This is a genomic window from Corynebacterium auriscanis (assembly GCF_030408435.1).
GTDB lineage: Bacteria > Actinomycetota > Actinomycetes > Mycobacteriales > Mycobacteriaceae > Corynebacterium > Corynebacterium auriscanis.
The window spans coordinates 1,465,042-1,483,800 of the sequence record NZ_CP047046.1; the positions used below are offsets into that span (position 1 = coordinate 1,465,042).

17 protein-coding genes are annotated in these 18,759 nt (G+C 59.8%); 2 read left to right on the top strand and 15 right to left on the bottom strand.

Annotated features, from left to right (window positions below; all coding sequences use genetic code 11):
* Window positions 1-111: 111 nt before the first annotated feature.
* Both tsf and rpsB read right to left on the bottom strand, forming a co-directional pair.
* The gene (tsf, locus tag CAURIC_RS06200; RefSeq protein ID WP_035112799.1) at window positions 112-930 is read right to left on the bottom strand and encodes a translation elongation factor Ts; all 819 of its coding nucleotides are present in this window, start codon (window positions 928-930) and stop codon (window positions 112-114) included.
* Window positions 931-1,024: 94 nt separating this feature from the next.
* Window positions 1,025-1,831: a 30S ribosomal protein S2 gene (rpsB, locus tag CAURIC_RS06205; protein ID WP_035112798.1), complete on the bottom strand. Its 807-nt coding sequence runs from the start codon at window positions 1,829-1,831 to the stop codon at window positions 1,025-1,027.
* Between the two features lie 486 nt (window positions 1,832-2,317).
* Here rpsB and CAURIC_RS06210 point away from each other — a divergent pair, with 486 nt between their 5' ends.
* The gene (locus CAURIC_RS06210; protein ID WP_035112796.1) at window positions 2,318-2,899 is read left to right on the top strand and encodes a M23 family metallopeptidase; all 582 of its coding nucleotides are present in this window, start codon (window positions 2,318-2,320) and stop codon (window positions 2,897-2,899) included.
* Here CAURIC_RS06210 and CAURIC_RS06215 read toward each other — a convergent pair.
* From CAURIC_RS06215 to betT, 11 genes are all read right to left on the bottom strand, one after another.
* Entirely contained in the window at window positions 2,859-3,788 is a 930-nt protein-coding gene (locus CAURIC_RS06215) for a tyrosine recombinase XerC (RefSeq protein ID WP_035112794.1), read from the bottom strand. The genes CAURIC_RS06210 and CAURIC_RS06215 overlap by 41 nt on opposite strands.
* A gap of 19 nt (window positions 3,789-3,807) precedes the next feature.
* Window positions 3,808-4,956, bottom strand: a complete 1,149-nt coding sequence (dprA, locus tag CAURIC_RS06220; protein WP_035112792.1) for a DNA-processing protein DprA — start codon at window positions 4,954-4,956, stop codon at window positions 3,808-3,810.
* Window positions 4,953-6,488 carry a YifB family Mg chelatase-like AAA ATPase gene (locus tag CAURIC_RS06225; RefSeq protein ID WP_035112789.1) on the bottom strand — a complete coding sequence of 512 codons (1,536 nt, stop codon included), beginning with the start codon at window positions 6,486-6,488 and terminating at the stop codon, window positions 4,953-4,955. Before CAURIC_RS06225 ends, dprA begins: the two co-directional genes overlap by 4 nt.
* 1 nt (window position 6,489) lies before the next feature.
* Window positions 6,490-6,846: a YraN family protein gene (locus CAURIC_RS06230; RefSeq protein ID WP_035112787.1), complete on the bottom strand. Its 357-nt coding sequence runs from the start codon at window positions 6,844-6,846 to the stop codon at window positions 6,490-6,492.
* Window positions 6,847-6,996: 150 nt separating this feature from the next.
* Entirely contained in the window at window positions 6,997-7,302 is a 306-nt protein-coding gene (locus CAURIC_RS06235; RefSeq protein WP_013888641.1) for a DUF2469 domain-containing protein, read from the bottom strand.
* A 44-nt stretch (window positions 7,303-7,346) separates the two neighbouring features.
* Window positions 7,347-7,964 (bottom strand): ribonuclease HII, encoded by a 618-nt coding sequence (locus CAURIC_RS06240; RefSeq protein WP_035112786.1) that lies wholly within the window; start codon window positions 7,962-7,964, stop codon window positions 7,347-7,349.
* A gap of 29 nt (window positions 7,965-7,993) precedes the next feature.
* Window positions 7,994-8,761: a signal peptidase I gene (gene lepB / locus CAURIC_RS06245; protein WP_035112785.1), complete on the bottom strand. Its 768-nt coding sequence runs from the start codon at window positions 8,759-8,761 to the stop codon at window positions 7,994-7,996.
* Window positions 8,762-8,848: 87 nt separating this feature from the next.
* Entirely contained in the window at window positions 8,849-9,190 is a 342-nt protein-coding gene (gene rplS, locus CAURIC_RS06250) for a 50S ribosomal protein L19 (RefSeq protein ID WP_035112784.1), read from the bottom strand.
* A gap of 117 nt (window positions 9,191-9,307) precedes the next feature.
* Window positions 9,308-11,566 (bottom strand): Tex family protein, encoded by a 2,259-nt coding sequence (locus CAURIC_RS06255; protein ID WP_035112783.1) that lies wholly within the window; start codon window positions 11,564-11,566, stop codon window positions 9,308-9,310.
* A 26-nt stretch (window positions 11,567-11,592) separates the two neighbouring features.
* On the bottom strand, window positions 11,593-13,167 hold the full coding sequence (locus tag CAURIC_RS06260) for an aldehyde dehydrogenase family protein (RefSeq protein WP_290182127.1): 1,575 nt from the start codon (window positions 13,165-13,167) through the stop codon (window positions 11,593-11,595).
* 11 nt (window positions 13,168-13,178) lie between these two features.
* Window positions 13,179-15,323 (bottom strand): choline BCCT transporter BetT, encoded by a 2,145-nt coding sequence (gene betT, locus CAURIC_RS06265; protein WP_052094644.1) that lies wholly within the window; start codon window positions 15,321-15,323, stop codon window positions 13,179-13,181.
* 184 nt (window positions 15,324-15,507) lie between these two features.
* Here betT and betA point away from each other — a divergent pair, with 184 nt between their 5' ends.
* Complete coding sequence (betA, locus tag CAURIC_RS06270; RefSeq protein ID WP_035112781.1) at window positions 15,508-17,298, top strand: choline dehydrogenase; 1,791 nt, start codon at window positions 15,508-15,510, stop codon at window positions 17,296-17,298.
* A gap of 9 nt (window positions 17,299-17,307) precedes the next feature.
* Here the strand turns inward: betA and trmD are convergent, their stop codons facing one another.
* Both trmD and rimM read right to left on the bottom strand, forming a co-directional pair.
* Window positions 17,308-18,138: a tRNA (guanosine(37)-N1)-methyltransferase TrmD gene (gene trmD, locus CAURIC_RS06275; protein ID WP_035112780.1), complete on the bottom strand. Its 831-nt coding sequence runs from the start codon at window positions 18,136-18,138 to the stop codon at window positions 17,308-17,310.
* 32 nt (window positions 18,139-18,170) lie between these two features.
* Entirely contained in the window at window positions 18,171-18,758 is a 588-nt protein-coding gene (gene rimM, locus CAURIC_RS06280; RefSeq protein ID WP_035112779.1) for a ribosome maturation factor RimM, read from the bottom strand.
* Window position 18,759 lies beyond the last annotated feature (1 nt).

The window sequence follows — 18,759 nt, forward strand, 5'->3', positions numbered from 1 at the left end:
CCTGCTCCACCTTCGTAACGACTAACCCCACGCACAACAAAACGCCCAGCCAGCCCCCGATATGGGGACGAGCTGGGCGTCGAGTTAAAAGAGCCAGAAGGTGGCGGCGGGTTACGCCTGGCCAACCTCGAAGCGCTCGAAGCCGGTCAGGGTGACGCCGGCCTCGTCCATAACCTGCTTCACGGTCTTCTTGGACTCGGTGACGGATGGCTGATCCAGCAAGCAAACGTCCTTGAAGTAGCCCTTCAGACGACCCTCAATGATGTTTGGCAGAGCCTTTTCCGGCTTACCCTCCTCGCGGGCGGTAGCCTCAGCAATCTCACGCTCCTTGGCCACGGTCTCGGCTGGAACCTCGTCAGAGTTCAGGTACTTAGCCTTCAACGCGGCAACCTGCATAGCAGCGGCACGTGCGGCGTCCGCGTTATCACCTTCGTAGGTGACCAGTACGCCAACTGCCGGTGGCAGGTCAGCGGAACGGTGGTGTAGGTAAACAGCAACCTTGTCACCTTCAACGGTAACGGCACGCTTCAGCTCCAGCTTCTCACCAATCTTGGCGGAGAGCTGCTGAAGAGCTTCAGCTGCGGACTGACCATCGACCTGAACCGCCTCTAGCTCCTCACGGGAGTTAGCCTTGGCCTCAGCCGCAGCCTCGGCGACCTTGTTGGCGAAGTCAATGAACTCTTGGTTCTTGGCCACGAAGTCGGTCTCAGCGTTGACCTCGATCATGGTGTTGCCAGAAACGGCAATCAGGCCCTCAGAAGCGGAGCGCTCAGCGCGCTTGCCCACGTCCTTAGCACCCTTGATGCGCAGAATCTCGATAGCCTTATCGAAGTCGCCACCGGCTTTTTCGAGAGCCTTCTTGCAGTCCATCATGCCTGCGCCGGTGAGCTCGCGGAGCTTCTTAACGTCTGCAGCGGTGTAGTTCGCCATGTTGGGCGATCCTCCTTCGGGTGGAAGTTTCTAATGCGTTTGTCATCTTATGCGACTGTTATTCAGCCTAGGTGACGATTAACGCCCATGCTTTTTAAGCGTTGTCGGTCTGCGCCTCGGCCTCAGCTGCCGGAGCCTCATCAGCTGCGGGAGCTTCTTCCGCAGCTGGGGCATCCCCCGCTGCTTCCTTAGCGGCTGCTTCCTGACGCTCAGCGCGAGCCTTGCGGCCTTCCTCAACTGCGGAGGAGATTACGCGAGTTAGCAAAGCAGCGGAACCGATGGAGTCATCGTTGCCTGGGATTGGGAAGTCAACAACATCTGGGTCACAGTTGGTGTCCAAGACAGCCACAACTGGGATACGCAGCTTCTGAGCCTCAGCAACCGCGATGTGCTCCTTGTTGGTGTCCACGATCCACAGAGCGGAAGGAACCTTGTTCATCTCTGCGATACCGCCGAGAACGCGCTCCAGCTTGTTGCGCTCGCGGGTCAGCATCAGGATTTCCTTCTTCGTACGACCCTTGTAGCCGTCCTCTGCGGCGTCCATAGCCTGCAGTTCCTTCAGGCGGTGCAGACGCTTAGCAACGGTCTGGAAGTTGGTCAGCATACCGCCGAGCCAGCGGTGGTTGACGTATGGCATACCGACGCGCTCAGCCTCGGTAGCAACGGCTTCCTGTGCCTGCTTCTTGGTACCGACGTAGAGGATGTTGCCACCGTGGGCAACGGTCTCCTTGACGAACTCGTAAGCCTCGTCGATGAAGGTTAGGGTTTGCTGCAGGTCGATGATGTAAATGCCGTTGCGGTCGGTGAAGATGAAGCGCTTCATCTTCGGGTTCCAACGACGGGTCTGGTGACCGAAGTGCACACCAGCGTCCAGCAGTTCGCGCATTGTAACAACAGCCATAGTGTTACAGGGACGGCTTTTGTGCTGTAGCTGCCGTCCCTTCCTCGCTTTCGAAAGTTTGGGTTTTGACGGTTTTCTTACGACGCACTCGACACGGATTGTACCCCGTGGCTTATGCCTCGTCCTGGCAGATTTCCCCGTTATAGCTGTGGCCAGCCTTGACACCCACACTCGTTGTTTTGGTGCGGGACCGTAGCAGGTTGAGCCGTGATGTGTCGGGGTGCGAACATCTACGCGTAGTCAGCAGCCCAGCGGCCGAACAGTGCCGTTCGCGTTGGCACCGGTTGTTGGAGTTTTAACCTCCTACAGCCCGTCGCCGGACATACTGCGCCCATCAGCTTACCGCCTGCCCCACGCAGGATACAACTCTCCGCACCGCAAATTTTTTCTTTTGTCTTGTGGACAATTGCGCCTATTTCCACAGCTTTTTCGTCTCGCCGCTTGTGTACCTATTTTATTCCGACGCCACGCTGAACCATGAGTCCTATGAGGACTCGTATCAGTGCCATTCTTTGTTCGCTTTTCCTCGCAGCGCATGCGGGGGTCGCAGAAACCGCGCCAGGCAGAACTGCCCCGCCACTGGTTCGGATTCACCGGGTGCCTGTGGCGGGTGTCCCGGTGAGCGCCGATCCAGCCACCTACGTGCTCAAACCCGCCGATATTCCAGAACAGAACTGGAGGCCGGGACACCGGGGCGTCGATATTAAGGCCCTGCCAGGCGACAAGGTGGTAGCCAGCGCGACCGGAATCGTTGCGTTCGCCGGTGTGGTGGCGGGAACGCCCGTGGTCAGCGTGGATCACCACAGTGGGGTGCGCACCACATATGAGCCAGTGCGGGCGGTTGTGCGCGCAGGAACCAAGGTTCGACGGGGCCAGGTGATTGGAATGCTGGCGGATACGAACAAGCTACCGCAGACGGCCCGGCGCGATCCGGGACTGTCCTGGGGAGCGAAAGTACCGGGCGGTGGGAGCGCGCAGTGGGTTTATGTGGATCCCATGGAGCTGCTGGGCCCAGCAGTGGTGCGACTTATTCCGGAGGGTTCCCAGCCCGCGGGTGTGCCTGATTGAACACTGCTTTGAGGCGCTCGGTACCCACGTGTGTGTAGATCTGGGTTGTTTGCATGCTGGCGTGGCCCAGCATCTCCTGGACCACACGCAGGTCAGCTCCGCCTTCGAGGACCGCGGTTGCCGTGGAGTGCCGCAAGCCGTGGGGGGACAGGCGGGGCACATCAGTGGAGTCCGTCATGTTGTTTATCACTGTGCGCACTTGGCGTTGGTTGATCCGTCCGCCGCGCGTGCCGAGGAAAAGTGCGCTCCTGTCGCGACTGATGTCACCCCGCCTGATTTCTCCCCGGCGGCTCAGCCACTGTTCGAGGGCTTTGCGCGCGGTGGGTCCGAATGGAACCACGCGTTGCTTGTTACCTTTACCCAGCACGCGCACAACGTTGTTAGTGAAGTCCACATCGTCCACGTCAGCGCCGGTTAGTTCGGATACACGCATGCCGGTGGCGAAAAGCACTTCAGCCATGGCCCAGTCCCGTGTGGCGATGGGATTATCGGGTTCACTGGTGGCGCGCTCCCGGGCCAGATCCAAAACCCGCGTGGCTTGATCGGCGCGCAATACCCGCGGCAGGGTGCGTTCCAGTTTGGGCGCGCGCAGTGCCGCTACCGGGTTGGCAGCCACCCAGCCTTTGTGGGCGAGGAATGCACCGAACCCCTTGAGGCTGGATACCATGCGGGCCATGCTGGCCCGGCTGTGACCTGCATCTAGCGACCAGCCCAACACATCGCGAGCGTGGTTGAGCGTGAACTCACTGATCTCCTCTAGCCCCTCGAGTGCCGCTGCGAGGTCCTTGCGATAGGCGGTAATGGTATTCGAGGAGCGCCCCACCACGTATTGCAGGTGTTCCTCATAGGCATCGAGAGCCTGTGACAGGGTGGGTGGTGTGGCGGTCATGCCTAGGAATTGTAGGGATCTATTCCACCCGCCTCCACTTAGCGCCCACCCGGGTGATGAGCCCGGCTGTTTCTAAGGCCCGCAGCGCCCGAATCACCGGTTGGGCGGCCAGCCCGGTGTTACCCACGATGTCCGCAAGTTCCCCGCCCCCTTCCCCGCACGCATCGAAGACTGCGGTTTGTTCCCAGCTCAGCATTTTCTCCGTGGTGGGCAAGCCCAGTTCCAGTTGGTCTCCAAGCGGGTCCAAGAGTACCAGGATGTCTTCGTACCGGCGCAGCAGCTCCGCGCGGTTTTGTTGTACACGGACCAGGCAGCCTTGCGCGTTCACGTTGGTGATCTGCCCCGGCACCACCAGGTTGGGTATAACCATGGCCTCGGCCCAGTTCATCGTGTTAATGGCACCGGAGCGCAGCGCGGCTTCCACCATCACCGCCACCTGTCCTAAGGAGGCCACCAGCCGGTTGCGGGTGAGAAATCGATGCCGCGCGGGCGCGGTTCCCGGTGCGTATTCACTCACGCGCAAGCCGGAGCGCTCAATGTGGCGAAACAGATGCGAATTTGCACGGGGATAATCCACGTCCAATCCGCATGCCATCACCGCGACGGTCGTGCCACCGGCATGCAGCGCCGCGGTATGTGCATACGTATCGATCCCCATTGCCCCGCCGGACACCACGGTTACATTGTCTTGCGCCAGCTGCGTGGCGATGCTTTTAGTCACTTCTTTTCCATAATTCGACGCCGCCCTGGTCCCCACGACAGTGACCGCCCGTTGCACACTGGTATCCAATCGATTGGGCCCTGCGACCCACAGTGCAAAAGGTGGAGCCGACTGGCCTCTGACGTTGGCCTCCATCTCCGCGCCGCTGTTACCCATTCGCCCAAAGGCCGCATCCATGGTGCTGGGCCATTCATCGTCGTCCGGCGTAACCAGGCGGTAGCCTCGTGCCTTAGCTAGTTCGGCATCCCGTTCGGGTGTGCAATCCCAGCGCTGTTCGGTGGTGGAAAGGAGCGTTTCGGGCAACGTGGCATCGCGCGTGCGTATGCGGTGGGCGAGCTTTTCGGGGTCGGGTGTATCAGCGCCGTCCCACAGCAGTTCGAGGACCTCTGTCCGGCTGGCTTCAATAACTCGGCGCAGATATATCCACGCCATCTGTCGGCTGGTCATGCGTGCACTTCCGCTCCATCGCGATACATGTCTACCGCATCGCAAACTTGTTCTAAGCCGGGTTTGGGGCAGCCGGACCAATCGGCCAGGGTCCAAGCCACCCGTAGAGCACGGTCCACACCCCGCTGAGTGAGGGTTTTCGTACGCAGCATGTCCTGTAACACCAGCATGGCCTCATCGGTGGCGGGGTGTTGCGCGCGCAGGAGTTTGCCGGGGACTGCGGCGTTCACTTGCCCCCAACGAGCAAGGGCCCGCTGCCGAGCCTCGGCCACGCGCTCAGCCACCGCACATGTGGTCTCCGGGGTTTCTGCAGTCAGCGTGGCGCTGGTGGTCGTGCGGGTCCGAGCAAAGATGTCGATGCGGTCGCGCAATGGACCCGAAAGTTTGGCCTGATAGCGTGCCCTGACCGCGCCTGGGCACGTGCATTCTGCAGCGAATTCCGCGCCACACGGGCAGGGGTTGGCAGCGAGGATCAATTGGAAGTGGGCTGGGTAGCGCACGATGTGGCGCTGGCGTACAAGCTCCACGGATCGAGTCTCCATCGGCACGCGCAAACCATCGAGGACACTGGCCTTGGCTTCGGCGACCTCGTCGATGAACAACACCCCGTGGTGGGCCAAAGAAACTGCACCCGGCCGTGGGGTATTGCCACCTCCGATCAAAGCGGCATGCGTCACCGTGTGGTGTGGAGCCACGAATGGTCGCTGCCCCGCCCAAATCGCACCGGGGTTTCCTTTCGAACCCGCCACAGAGTGCACTGCAGCAGCCTCGACCTGCTCCATGGTTGTCATGGGCGGCAGGATGCCTGGAATGCAGCCTGCCAGCATGGATTTTCCGGACCCTGGCGGCCCGGTGAACATGAGTGCATGACCGCCGGCGGCGGCGATTTCCACGGCGCGCTTGGCCTCCGGTTGGCCCACCACGTCCGCCAAGTCCACGCGCGAGTGCTTCATCTGCGTGTCCTGCAGAGGGGCCACCATGGCAGCGGCGGACAGTTGCGCCCCGTGCATCCATTCGATGGCATCTTTCAGGTGCTCCACACACACCACTTCCGTTGTCGCGGACATAGCCTGGCTCACGCGCGCGGCCTCCTCGGCATTCCCTTGTGGAATCACAATGGTGTCGAAGCCTTGCCTCATTGCGCTCAACACAATGGCCAGCACGCCATCGACGGGGCGGACATCGCCCTCCAGCCCTAACTCCCCCACAATCACCGCCGAGCCCAAGCGTTGCTTAGTCCCTGTCGTGCAACCTTTCGCAGCCAGCATTGCCAGAACCATCGCCAGGTCATACCCCGCGCCCGCCTTCGGCAGTGAAGCCGGGGACAAACTCATGACGGTTCGTGAACCCGGCCAGTTGATGCCAGAATTCCCCAACGCCGCGCGAATACGCTCTTTAGCCTGCAGCACCGCCGCATCGCCCAATCCAACCACGCTGATGCCCGGCAATCCGCGGCTCACGTCGCATTCCACCGTGACCAACCGTCCTTCCATGCCTTCCAGAGCCATGGAGTAACTGGTTCCCACACTCATGTCACCACACCCCCTGCATGTGCTCGCGTACCCCGTGAGGCCCTACATCGATGACATCGAAGCGCAGCCCAGTCGCCGCTTTTGTCCACTGGGGATTTTCCGCCATCCAATGCGTAGCGGCCACGCGCATACGCTGCAACTTCGCCCGGTTGACGGCAGCTAACCCACCCCCATCACACTCATGGGCGCGCCATTTGATTTCGATGAACACCACTTCCCCACCGGGTGCTCTGGCAATCGCATCCAACTCCCCAACGCGACAGTGGTAATTGCGCTGCAACAGTTGATATCCCTGTTTCTCCAAGTAGTGCACCGCTTGCTGTTCCCCCGCGGCCCCCACTGCTCGTGAGTGTGCCATCTTTCCCCCTTGCGCGTTACTAGTGTTTCCATCAATAACGTAGCGGGGCACAGCGTGGCGTCGAGATAAAAAAGGCACCCACGGCCGCAAACACCCACGAGGTTGTGAATAAGCTACAACCTGTGGACAACGAAAAACCTGTAAATTTACCTACTCAGGGAAGTTCAGCTCGGGCTTGTCCAGCTCCTCGATGTTGACATCCTTGTAGGTAATAACCCGCACGTAGCGTACGAAACGAGCGGGGCGGTACATGTCCCACACCCACGCATCGGACATCCGCACCTCGTAGTAAACCTCCCCGCCGGAATTGCGGGGGATCAGCTCCACAGCATTGGCGAGGTAAAACCGGCGTTCGGTTTCCACCACATAGGAAAATTGGCTCACCACGTCGCGATACTCGCGGTACATGGACAGCTCAACATTAGCTTCGTAGTCGTCCAGTTCCTCAGCGCTCACGCTCAGATCAGCCCTTCCTCGCCTCGATGTTTAACCACCAGTATTTAACCACCATTGTTCAGCCACACCGCCTGTGCTGCGGCCACATTGGAGTAAGTGTAGCGGTGATATGGGGTGCCACCGTGTAGACTCACCGCGTCCATGTGAGCCTTCGTGCCATAACCTTTGTGACCTGCTAAACCATAACCGGGATACTGCTGATCAATCTCCCTCATTAACCGGTCGCGACTAACTTTGGCCAGCACACTCGCAGCACTAATGCACCGCGCCATCTGATCGCCCTTCAGTACCGGCAAATGCGGCTGAGCTAGCCCTGGCACGCGCATCGCGTCCGTCAGCACATACCCCGGAATCACATCCAGCTTCGCCACTGCCCGCCGCATACCGGACACATTGGCGTGCTGAATGCCCAGCTTGTCGATTTCTTCTGCCGGAATGTGCACGATGGCGTAGGCCGTGGCTACTTTTTTAATGACGCCAAAAAGTTCCTCACGTCGCTTTTCCGTGAGCTTTTTGGAATCCGTGAGTCGCGTCAGCTCGGGCAAGTCCCCCTCCGGCAGGATGCACGCCGCAATGCTGATGGGACCGCAACACGCGCCCCGACCAGCTTCATCCACGCCCGCTACGGGCCCCAGGCCGGCAGCGGTGAGCTCCGCCTCCATATCCATGGTGATATTACCGGTGGGGTGGTCTACTGCTGGATGGGCAGACTATCCACGCCACCGATCCGGCTGAACGGTAAGACGATAGATTCCACTCGGCCCACGACGTTATCCACCGGAATCGTGCCCTGGTACTGATCCCCAATGTGACCGCGGGAATCGAAGGAGTTCGTGCGGTTGTCCCCCATCATCCACAGGGAGTTATCCGGAATGGTGATGGGGCCAAAGTAGTTGCCCTGGCATTCGCGGGAACCCCGAGTGGTATCAATCGGGTTGACCGGCGGGTTCATAGTGTAGGAATCGTCGATCTTTTTGCCATTGACCATAATCCCCGGGTCACCCTTGCGGCACTGCACGGTCTGCCCCTCCGTGGCGATCACGCGCTTGACTAGAGTGTTTTCATCTGGAGCCAGCAGGCCGATCTTTTCCCCAGCAGTCTGCAGTCCACCCACCACGGCATTGGAGCTGCGCTTGGAGGTATAAGTCTCGTTCCACGAATCCGTCCCCACGAACACGATCACGTCACCGGCCTCGGGTTGCTTATCGCCACGGTAGGCCAGCTTATTCACGAAGATACGGTCAGGCGTGCAACCTGCGCAGCCATGCAAGGTGGGTTCCATCGATTCCGACGGGATGAGGTACATACGCCCGACAAAGGTGTTAAAGGCGCCTAGTAACAGCATCGTCACGACGATGATGATCGGCATTTCTACCCACCATGGGTAGGTCTTTTTTTGCTTCTCGGGCTTCGCTGGGGCAGCTTCAGATTCATGTGACACGATTGTTGAGGATACCATTCACAGCAAAAACCCCAGCCCTTGGCTCCCGGCGTGGGGAGCAACAGTGGGCTGGGGTTGCATTCAAGCGAATTAAGCGATGATTGTTTAGCGCTTTTCCTTGATCTTGGCTGCCTTGCCGCGCAGGTTGCGCAGGTAGTACAGCTTCGCACGGCGAACCTTACCGCGGGATAGAACGTCGATGTGATCGATGTTCGGAGAGTGCACTGGGAAGGTGCGCTCCACGGCGATGCCGAAGGAGATCTTGCGAACAGTGAAGGTCTCACGTACACCGGAGTTCTGGCGACGGATAACTACACCGCGGAAGACCTGGACACGAGACTTGGAGCCCTCGATAACCTTGACGTGCACGTCAAGGGTGTCACCGGCGCGGAATTCTGGGATGTCGTCGCGCAGGAATGCTGCATCGACCTTGTCAAGAATATTCATGGATGTGTAATCCTTACGTTCGTCTGGATAGAGGACCCACGCGGCTTTTCACTCCTATTGGTGCGCCTACGGGTTCGTACCCACAACAGGTTTAACCCGAATAGTATGGCATCGTTTCTAGGATCCACCAAATCCCGCGCGCTTGAGCGCTGCAGCCATACCGCCGCGGGGCGCCGGGGCTGGCGTGGGGGCCTTTTTCTTGTGACGCCCACCCGGTTCATCATCCAAGCGTAGCGATAGGCCCACGCGCTGCCGAGCTTCGTCGACCTCCATTACTTTCACCTTGACCACTTGGCCGGAGCGAACGACGTCATGCGGATCGCGCACGAATTTGTGGCTCATGGCAGAGACGTGCACCAGCCCGTCCTGATGTACACCAATATCCACGAACGCACCGAATGCCGCCACATTGGTGACCGTGCCCTCCAGCACCATGCCCACCTTGAGGTCGCTGATCTTTTCCACACCATCTGCGAGGTTGGCTGTTTTGAAGGTCGGACGCGGATCGCGACCGGGCTTAAGGAGTTCCGCTAGTACATCGGTAACTGTTGGCACTCCGTATTGCTCGGTCGCCAGATCCACTGGCTTCAGCTTCGACAGCACCGTCGAGTTGCCCACCAAGTCCTCGATGGCCACTCCCGTGCGTTCCACGATGTCGCGCACCAGCGGGTAAGCCTCGGGGTGCACGGCGGAGGCATCCAGTGGGTCCGCGCCACCCCTGATGCGCAAGAATCCCGCAGCCTGTTCAAACGCCTTTGGCCCCAACCGAGGCACTTTGAGCAATTCCTTGCGGGACGTAAACGCGCCGTTTTCGTCACGATATGCCACGATATTGTCCGCCACGGTGCTGCTCACACCGGCCACGCGGCCGAGCAGCTGGGCGCTGGCGGAGTTCAGGTCCACGCCTACGGAGTTCACGGCTGATTCCACCACGGAATCCAGTCCCTGGGCCAGCAGCGTTTGGTTTACATCGTGTTGGTACTGGCCCACTCCGATGGATTTGGGGTCGATTTTGACCAACTCTGCCAGCGGATCCTGCAACCGTCGCGCGATAGAGACCGCACCACGAAGTGATACATCCATGTCGGGGAATTCCCTCGCGGCCACCTCGCTAGCGGAGTACACACTGGCGCCAGATTCACTCACGATGACGGCCTGTGGTTTTTCACCACCAGCTTGGGCAATGAGGTCCGAGACCTCGCGCGCCAGTTTCTCCGTCTCGCGGCTGGCGGTTCCATTGCCGACCGCCAGCAGTTCCACCTTGTGCTTGGCCACCAGTTGGGCCAGCGCTGCGCGGGATTCATCCCATGTGCCCGCGCCGGTGTGCGGGTACACCACGATCGTATCCAGCACCTTGCCCGTCGCATCAACCACCGCGCACTTCACACCGTTGCGGTACCCCGGGTCCAAACCCAAAGTGGCTCGCTGACCAGCGGGCGCGGCCAGCAGCAAGTCGCGTAGGTTCCGGGAAAACACGTCCACGGCTGCTTGGTCGGCCCTCTCCTTTAACCGCATCCGCACATCCACCGCGGAACTCACTGCCAGCTTGGTACGCCACCCAAAGCGGGCGCACTCGGCGCGGAACTTATCGGCGGCATCTCCTTGTGGTTGCAAACCAGCCCGTTCCGCGATGAGCCCCTCGTAGAAGCTATCGTCGTCACCTGCGGCGAAGTTCACCCGCAAAACCCCTTCGGATTCCCCGCGCAGCAGGGCCAGAATCCGGTGGCTCGGCAGCTTCTCAAAGGGCTCGTCGAATTCGAAGTAATCGCGATATTTTGCCCCCGCGCTCTCCTGCCCTTCCACGACGGCTGATTCCACGCGCCCCCGCTTGAAGTACTCTTCGCGGATCTCCCCGACCAGATCGGCGTTCGTCGCTAGGTTTTCCACCACAATGGCTCGGGCCCCCGCGAGAACCGCTTTAGCGTCGTCAAATCCTTCCGTGACGTAACCGGCTGCCAACTCCGCCGGAGCGGTATCGGTACCACTCAGCAGTTGCTCCGCCAGCGGCTCCAGCCCGGCCTCGCGCGCAATCGTGGCCTTGGTGCGTCTCGTTGTTTTGTAGGGAAGGTATAGGTCTTCTAGGCGTGCTTTTGTCTCGACGCCTAGAATCCGCTGTTTTAGCTCCTCTGTGAGTTTGCCCTGATCTTCAATGGCCGCGAGCACAACTTGCTTCCGCTCCGCCAATTCCCGCAGGTAGTTCAGGCGGGTTTCTAGCGTGCGCAGTTGGCTGTCATCGAGTCCGCCCGTGATTTCCTTACGGTAGCGGGCGATAAAGGGAACTGTGTTGCCTTCGTCGAGCAAGGCAATGGTGGCCTCCACACGGGAGGTCTCCACCCCAAGTTCACGGGCAATGATGCTAGCGATGCTATCGGTCATTCCCCATATTGTAGAGCTGGCCTCTATTACCCCTTGAACCACCCAGTAACCGCCGGGGCAATGTTGGTGTAGACGTGCTTGAATTCCTGGTATTCAGCCAAACCAGTGGGCCCCAGCTCGCGCCCGTTACCCGACTGCTTCATACCTCCCCATTCCGCTTGGGGCAGGTAGGGGTGGAAGTCATTGATCCAGATGGTTCCGTGTCGGAGCTTCGCAGCGATCCGCTCTGCCTTTCCGGCGTCGGTGGTCCACACCGCGCCAGCTAAGCCATACTCGGTGTCGTTACCGATCGCAATGGCTTCTTCTTCGGTACGGAACGTCTCCACGGTGACAGTGGGCCCGAAGGCCTCGTCGTGAACGCAGTCCATGGATTGATCGCAGCCATCTAGGATGGTCGGCAGGTAAAACATGCCCGCGGTCAGATCAGTCTGCCCGGTCGCGTGATCCGATTCGTTGTCCTCTGCGGTAGGAATGCGACCACCGCTGAGAACCTTTGCCCCCTGTTGCTTTGCCTTTTCCACATACGACGCCACCTTTTCCCGGTGCTCCGCGCTGATCAGCGGGCCGGTCTCCGCGGCATCGTCTTGCGGGCCACCCAGCTTGATCAGCTTGGCGCGGCGGGCCAGTTCCTCGACGAACTTGTCGTGGATGGATTCTTCCACAACCAGGCGCGCGCCAGCGGAACATACCTGACCGGAGTGGACGAACGCTGCATTGAGTGCGTTATCCACCGCAGCGTCGAAGTCCGCATCGGCGAAGATCACATTGGGGTTCTTGCCGCCGAGTTCCAAAGCAACGCGCTTGACCGTTTCTGCTGCGTTCTTGGCAATGATTTTACCGGTGACCAATCCACCGGTGAAGCTCACCATATCCACGTCTGGGTTGGTGGACAGTGGGTTACCACAGTCAGCGCCGGCGCCGGTGATGAGGTTGGCTACACCGTTGGGCAGACCGGCCTCGGCCAGAACGCCCATGAGCATCATCGCGGTGTGAGGTGTGAGCTCTGCTTGTTTGAGCACGAACGTATTCCCCGCGGCGAGGGCCGGGGCGACCTTCCATGCGACTTGCAGCAGCGGGTAGTTCCACGGTGTGATGAGTCCGCACACTCCCACGGGCTCGGCCTCGATGCGGGAGCGAACGTTCGCGTCCCCTGGATCCACGACCCGGCCTGCGGCATGCTGGGACAAGGTGCCGAAGTATTCAAAAGAGTTGGCGATGTCATCCATGTCCAACTCGGACTCGACGATGCGCTTGCCTGTATCCGCGGATTCGGCGCGGGCGAATTCGTCTTTGTTCTCCCGGATCAGTTCGGCCACGCGCAGCAACAGCTTGCCACGCTCCACGGCGGGCACGTTGGACCATACGCCGGAGTCAAAGGCCTTCCGAGCCGCGGCGATCGCACGGTTGGTGTCTTCTTCACTGGCCTCGGAGACCTTACCCACTTCGGTACCGTCCGCAGGGCAGATGATGGTGCGTGTGTTGCCGTTGGCGGCTGGTTGCCACTTCCCGTCGATGTAGCAGGTGGCGGGGTGATCGGTGCCGTTGGTGAATGCACCGTCAAGGAATTTGGCTGTGGTTGGATCGAAAAACTTCTGGGTCATGTTTTCCCTTTCTACTCGACTTCCCAGGTGCGTATCGGATCTGCACCGCCGGACATATCGGAGGTGCCGGGCAGATCACGTTGCATGTGGATGAATTCCAAGTGCCGCTCATACAGGTCGATGACGTTGTTGATCAGCTGCTCCTGGGTGTATCCGTACACGTCGTAACCCATCGATCCGGTGAGGTCATAGATCTCCATCCGATAGTATTTCTCCCCTCCGGCGGTGTTCTTTGTGAAGGAAGGCACGGGGCACTCCGTGGGGTAGATCTGGTACCGGAAGTCCTGCTCCTCCCCCAGCTTGACCGTGAGGTCGATCTGACCAACTTCCTGATCGGGAACATCGGCGATGACCAGGGAGGCGTCGAAACCCTCAGATTGCAACTCGTTCGCGACCTTTTCCAATGCCGGCTTAGCCACCGAAGTGAGGAACTGGTTGGCAGAGCGAGCACTTGGCCACGTGGATGCCCGGCTAAGGCGCTTGCGCCAACCCATATTGGACACCGGAGTTGAAGTATCGGTACGCCCAGACATGGCGGAGTGGATGGAGACGGCCCGGGCGTCGGCCTGGTAGACCTCTAGGCGCAACGATCGGATCAATCCCATCATGATCATGTACATCACGATCGTGAATGGCAAGCCCATCACGATGGTCGCGGCTTGTACGGTCGCTACGCCATCGATGCGAAGCATCACGATGGTGAGGATCGCGATAAGTACTGACCAGAACACGCGCGCCCACACGGGCCCGTCCTGTTGGCTATCCGTGATTCGCGAAGTGAAGTTGGCGGTCACCAGCGCACCGGAATCAGCCGAGGTGATGTACAGCAACAGGCCCACGAGGGTGGCCAGGCCAACCAGGAAGGTACCGCCGGGGTTCTGGGCCAACAGCTCGTAGAATCCTTGCTCGGGTTTAGCCATGACTGCTTCGCCGAAGGCCGTATCGCCACCACGCAGGCGATCCAACGCGGTGTTGCCGAAGAAACTCATCCAGGCCAGGATGAACAAGAACGGAATAGTAAGCGTGCCGAAAACGAACTGCCGCAGGGTACGGCCACGGGAGATGCGCGCCAGGAACAGGCCCACGAATGGTGCCCAAGCCACCCACCATGCCCAGAAAAACAGCGTCCATGCGCCCATCCATTCGGAAACCGCTGCGGAATCCTCGGCGAAGGCGAAAGTGTTCATGGTCATGCCTGGGAACTGGGACACGTAGTCGCCGATGTTCATGACAAAACCATTGAACAGGTAGGCCGTTTTTCCAGTCACGACGATGTACGCCACCAGGCCGATGGCGAGCAACACGTTGAGCTCACTCAGCCTTTTAATTCCTTTGTCGACGCCAGATACAGCCGACAAGGTGGCGACCAGGACACTGACGATGACTAGGACAATCTGCCCGATGGGCCCTTCTTCCACTCCGAACACGAGGTGGATACCGTAGTTCAGCTGAACCACGCCGATACCCAAGGACGCCGCGATACCGAAGACGGTGCCCAGCACCGCGGCGATATCAACTGCATCCCCCACCGGGCCGTGCACGCGCTTACCGATGAGCGGGTACAGGGCACTGCGGATGGCCAACGGCATGTTCAAGCGATAGGCGTAGTAGCCAAAAGCCATGCCCATGAGCGCATACATTGCCCAGCCAGTGAAGCCGTAGTGGAACAGGGCCCACACAACGGCATCCTTGGCAGCCTGCAGGGATTCGGGCTCCACCTCTGGTGGGGCCAGGTACTGTTGCACGGGTTCCGCCACGGCGAAAAACATGAGGTCCACGCCGATACCAGCGGCGAAGAGCATGGCGGACCAAGAAAACAAACGGAACTGAGGCTTAGAGTGATCGGGCCCCATGCGCACACCACCGGCCTTGGACAGCGCAACAACCAACACGAATACCACCACGACGGTGGCTGTGAGGATGTAGAACCAGCCGAGGTTGGTAGAGATCCAGCCCGTTACTGCCCCCAGTTGTTCGGCTGCACCTTCGCGGGCGATGAGAGCCCACCCGGCGACCAAGAGGATGATGAGGGCCGATATAGAAAAGACCGGAATATTCGCTCGTGGTGGTGTTATTTCTTTGCCGTGATAGGCATCTTTTTCTTGAGTATTGAATGATCCCACCAATACTTCGAGTTTATCTCCTGTTTCACTCATTCGACCCTCGTACTCGCTCTGTTTCACTTCTCGTCACTTATTAGGCAAATACAGATAGTACACATAGATGAGACATATGCCACATTATCGTTTACCTTATAAAGCCACTTTGCACACCCTATGCTACCTATGTCAAAATATAGGCATCCGCCGATCGGCTTTTTTGTTTTGCAGAGAGGGATAAATGGGTTTTTTTAATTTCAAGAAGAATGACACAACCGGCGAAATCGTCGAAGACCGCAAGCGCGACTACGTCATCGTTGGTGGCGGTTCCGCTGGCTCCGTTATGGCGAACCGCCTGACCGAATCCGGCAGTGAAGACGTCATGGTTTTGGAGGCAGGCCGCCCCGATTCGTTGTGGGATTTGTTCATCCACATGCCCGCCGCCTTCTCCTTTCCCATCGGTAACAAGTACTACGACTGGGCCTACGAGTCCGAGCCAGAACCAGAGATGAACGGTCGCCGCATCTACCACGCCCGCGGCAAGGTGTTGGGTGGATCCAGTTCCGTCAACGGCATGATCTTCCAACGGGGTAACCCGATGGACTACGAGAAGTGGGGCAAGCTTCCAGGATTGGAGAAGTGGGATTACGCCCACGTATTGCCGTACTTCAACAAGATGGAAACCGCACTCGCCGCTGATCCAAACGATCCACGCCGCGGCCACAACGGTCCCCTAAAGCTGACGCGCGGCCCCGCGACCAGCCCACTATTTCAGGCATTCTTCCGCTCCGCACAACAGGCGGGCTACAACCTGACTAACGATGTGAACGGCTACCGCCAGGAGGGCTTCGCTCCTTTCGACCGCAACATCTTCCACGGCAAGCGCATGTCTGCGGCCCGCGCCTACCTGCACCCCATCTTGAACCGCAAGAATCTGGACGTCCGCACGCGTGCTTTCGTCACCAAGGTTCTCGTCGAGACCAACGCTGCCACCGGTGCCGCTAAAGCCACAGGCGTGGAGTACGAGTGGAAGGGCAAGAAGCACCGCGTCTACGCCGACAAGATCATCCTCAGCGGTGGTGCCTTCAATACCCCACAGCTACTGCAGCTGTCCGGCATCGGCGACCGAGCCGTGCTGGAGCGGGCCGGCGTCGAGGTAAAGAAGCACCTGCCAGGCGTGGGCGCCAACCTTCAGGACCACCTTGAGGTGTACGTGCAGTACAACTGCACCCAACCTGTGAGCTCCCAGCCGTACTACAAGATGATCAATCGCCCAAAGATCGGCTTGCAGTGGCTGCTAACGAAGAAGGGACCGGTAGCATCCTCGCACTTCGAGGCCGGTGGCTTCGCGCGTTCCAACGAGAAAGAGGCCTACCCGAACCTCATGTTCCACTTCCTGCCAATGGCGATCCGCTACGACGGTTCCCAACCGGAAGGTGAGCACGGATTCCAGTTCCACGTGGGCCCGATGTACTCCGATACGCAGGGACACGTGCACATCAAGTCCGCTGATCCGAAGGAAAAGCCGGAGATCATCTTCAACTACCTCGCAACCGACCAAGATCGTCGCGAGTGGGTAGAGGCCGTGCGCGTATCCCGTCGCTTGCTGGATACCCCAGCCATGAAGGAATACACAGACGGCGAGATCTCCCCCGGCCCATCCGTGGAGACCGACGAGGAGATTCTGGAGTGGGTCCGCAACGATGCCGAAACCGCTCTGCACCCTTCCTGCACCGCAAAGATGGGCGCAGCCGATGACGACATGGCGGTTGTCGACCCCGAGACGATGCAGGTCCACGGTGTTGAAGGGCTGCACGTGGTGGATGCCTCCGCTATGCCAATCATCACCAACGGCAATATCTACGCGCCAGTGATGATGCTCGCCGAGAAGGCCGCCGATCTGATTCAGGGCAAGCAACCACTGGATCCGATTAACGTGCCGTTTTACCAGGCGGGTAAGGATATGCCTTTGTACGCCGAAGGTGAGGCCGTCCGCGATCACATTCAAGCAATCCCCGGGGCTGACCACTAGAATGCGGGGTTAATCCCAGCCCAAGACTTGGCGATCGGATGTGCTGAGCTCCACTTGTTCCAGCAACTCCGGTCGCCTTTGCCGTGTCCGCAGCAGGGACTGCTCCCGGCGCCACTGCTCGATCTTGGCGTGGTTTCCACTGAACAGGACCTCTGGGACCTCCAGCCCCCGCCACTCTCGGGGCCGGGTGTAACTAGGGCCTTCCAGCAGACCGTCTTGGAAGCTGTCTTCCTCGTGGCTGGCGCGGTTGCCCAGCACTCCGGGAATGAGTCGCACCATCGCCTCAGCCATCACCAGCACAGCGACTTCTCCCCCGATCAGCACGTAATCGCCGATACTCACTTCCTCCACCCGGTAGCGGTTTTCCGCATCCTCCACCACGCGCTGGTCGATCCCCTCGTAGCGACCGCACGCAAAAACCACGTGACGCTCCTGAGACCATCGCGCCGCCATCTCCTGTGTGAACTGCGCCCCGGCCGGTGTGGGTACGACAAGCAGGGGTTTATCGCCTTGTGGGGCTTCTGGCCTTTTTAATTCGACGCCCCCCGCTGTCACCGCACCCTTATGCGGCGTGGCACTCACGAGGTCTGCAGTCGCGGCCGCTGGGCCCGTCCCCGCGGCAACGTCGTCCAGCGCTGGCCCCCACACATCCGGCTTCATGACCATGCCGGGGCCCCCGCCACAGGGAGTGGAGTCCACTGCTTGATGCACATCATGGGTCCACTGGCGCAGGTTATGCACGCCGACTTGCAAGATCCCGTTTTCTATTGCTTTGCCGAGGAGGGCATGGCGGAAGGGATCGAGGTATTCGGGGAAGATCGTTACAACATCGATTCGCATGGTCGGTTTTACCTGCGAGGCGGGACCAGTTGTCACATTAGCTCCAAGAGGCCGTCGGGTGGGGTGATGACGAGGGCGTCGTTTTCCAAATCAACGATGGGCACGATAGCGTGGCGGAAGGGGACGAGTACCGTAAGCCCAGCAGTCGGCAATGGGGTGTCCGCGTCGATGGTTACTTCCAATGTGGTGCCTGCAGGTGTGTGGAGCACGCCTGTGACCTCGCCGATATCCAGGGGTTCCGGTTGCGCGCCTTCGTAGGCGCGGGCGTTGGCGGTCTCCGCGTCCACGTTGCCACAGTTCAGCACGCGGAGGCCCTCTAGTTGGTGGTCGTAAAAGGCCTCCTCGTCAAGATCTTCCACTGGGTCTGCGAAGAATCGCAGGCCGCGGAGGGTTTCCGCTTCGGTGCGATCGGCGATCTCCTCAAAAGTCACCAGCAGGCGACCCTGGTGTGGGCGCACCTTGGCGATGGTAAGAATTCGGGTTTTCCCCGCTTGCTTTCCCGTCAGCTCGGTGCCAACTGCGAAACGCAACTCGGGGTGGTCCGTCGTTGCTTCTACCACCAATTCGCCACGAACGCCGTGGGGCTTGATAACGCGCCCGATCTGCAACTGGGTATCGATG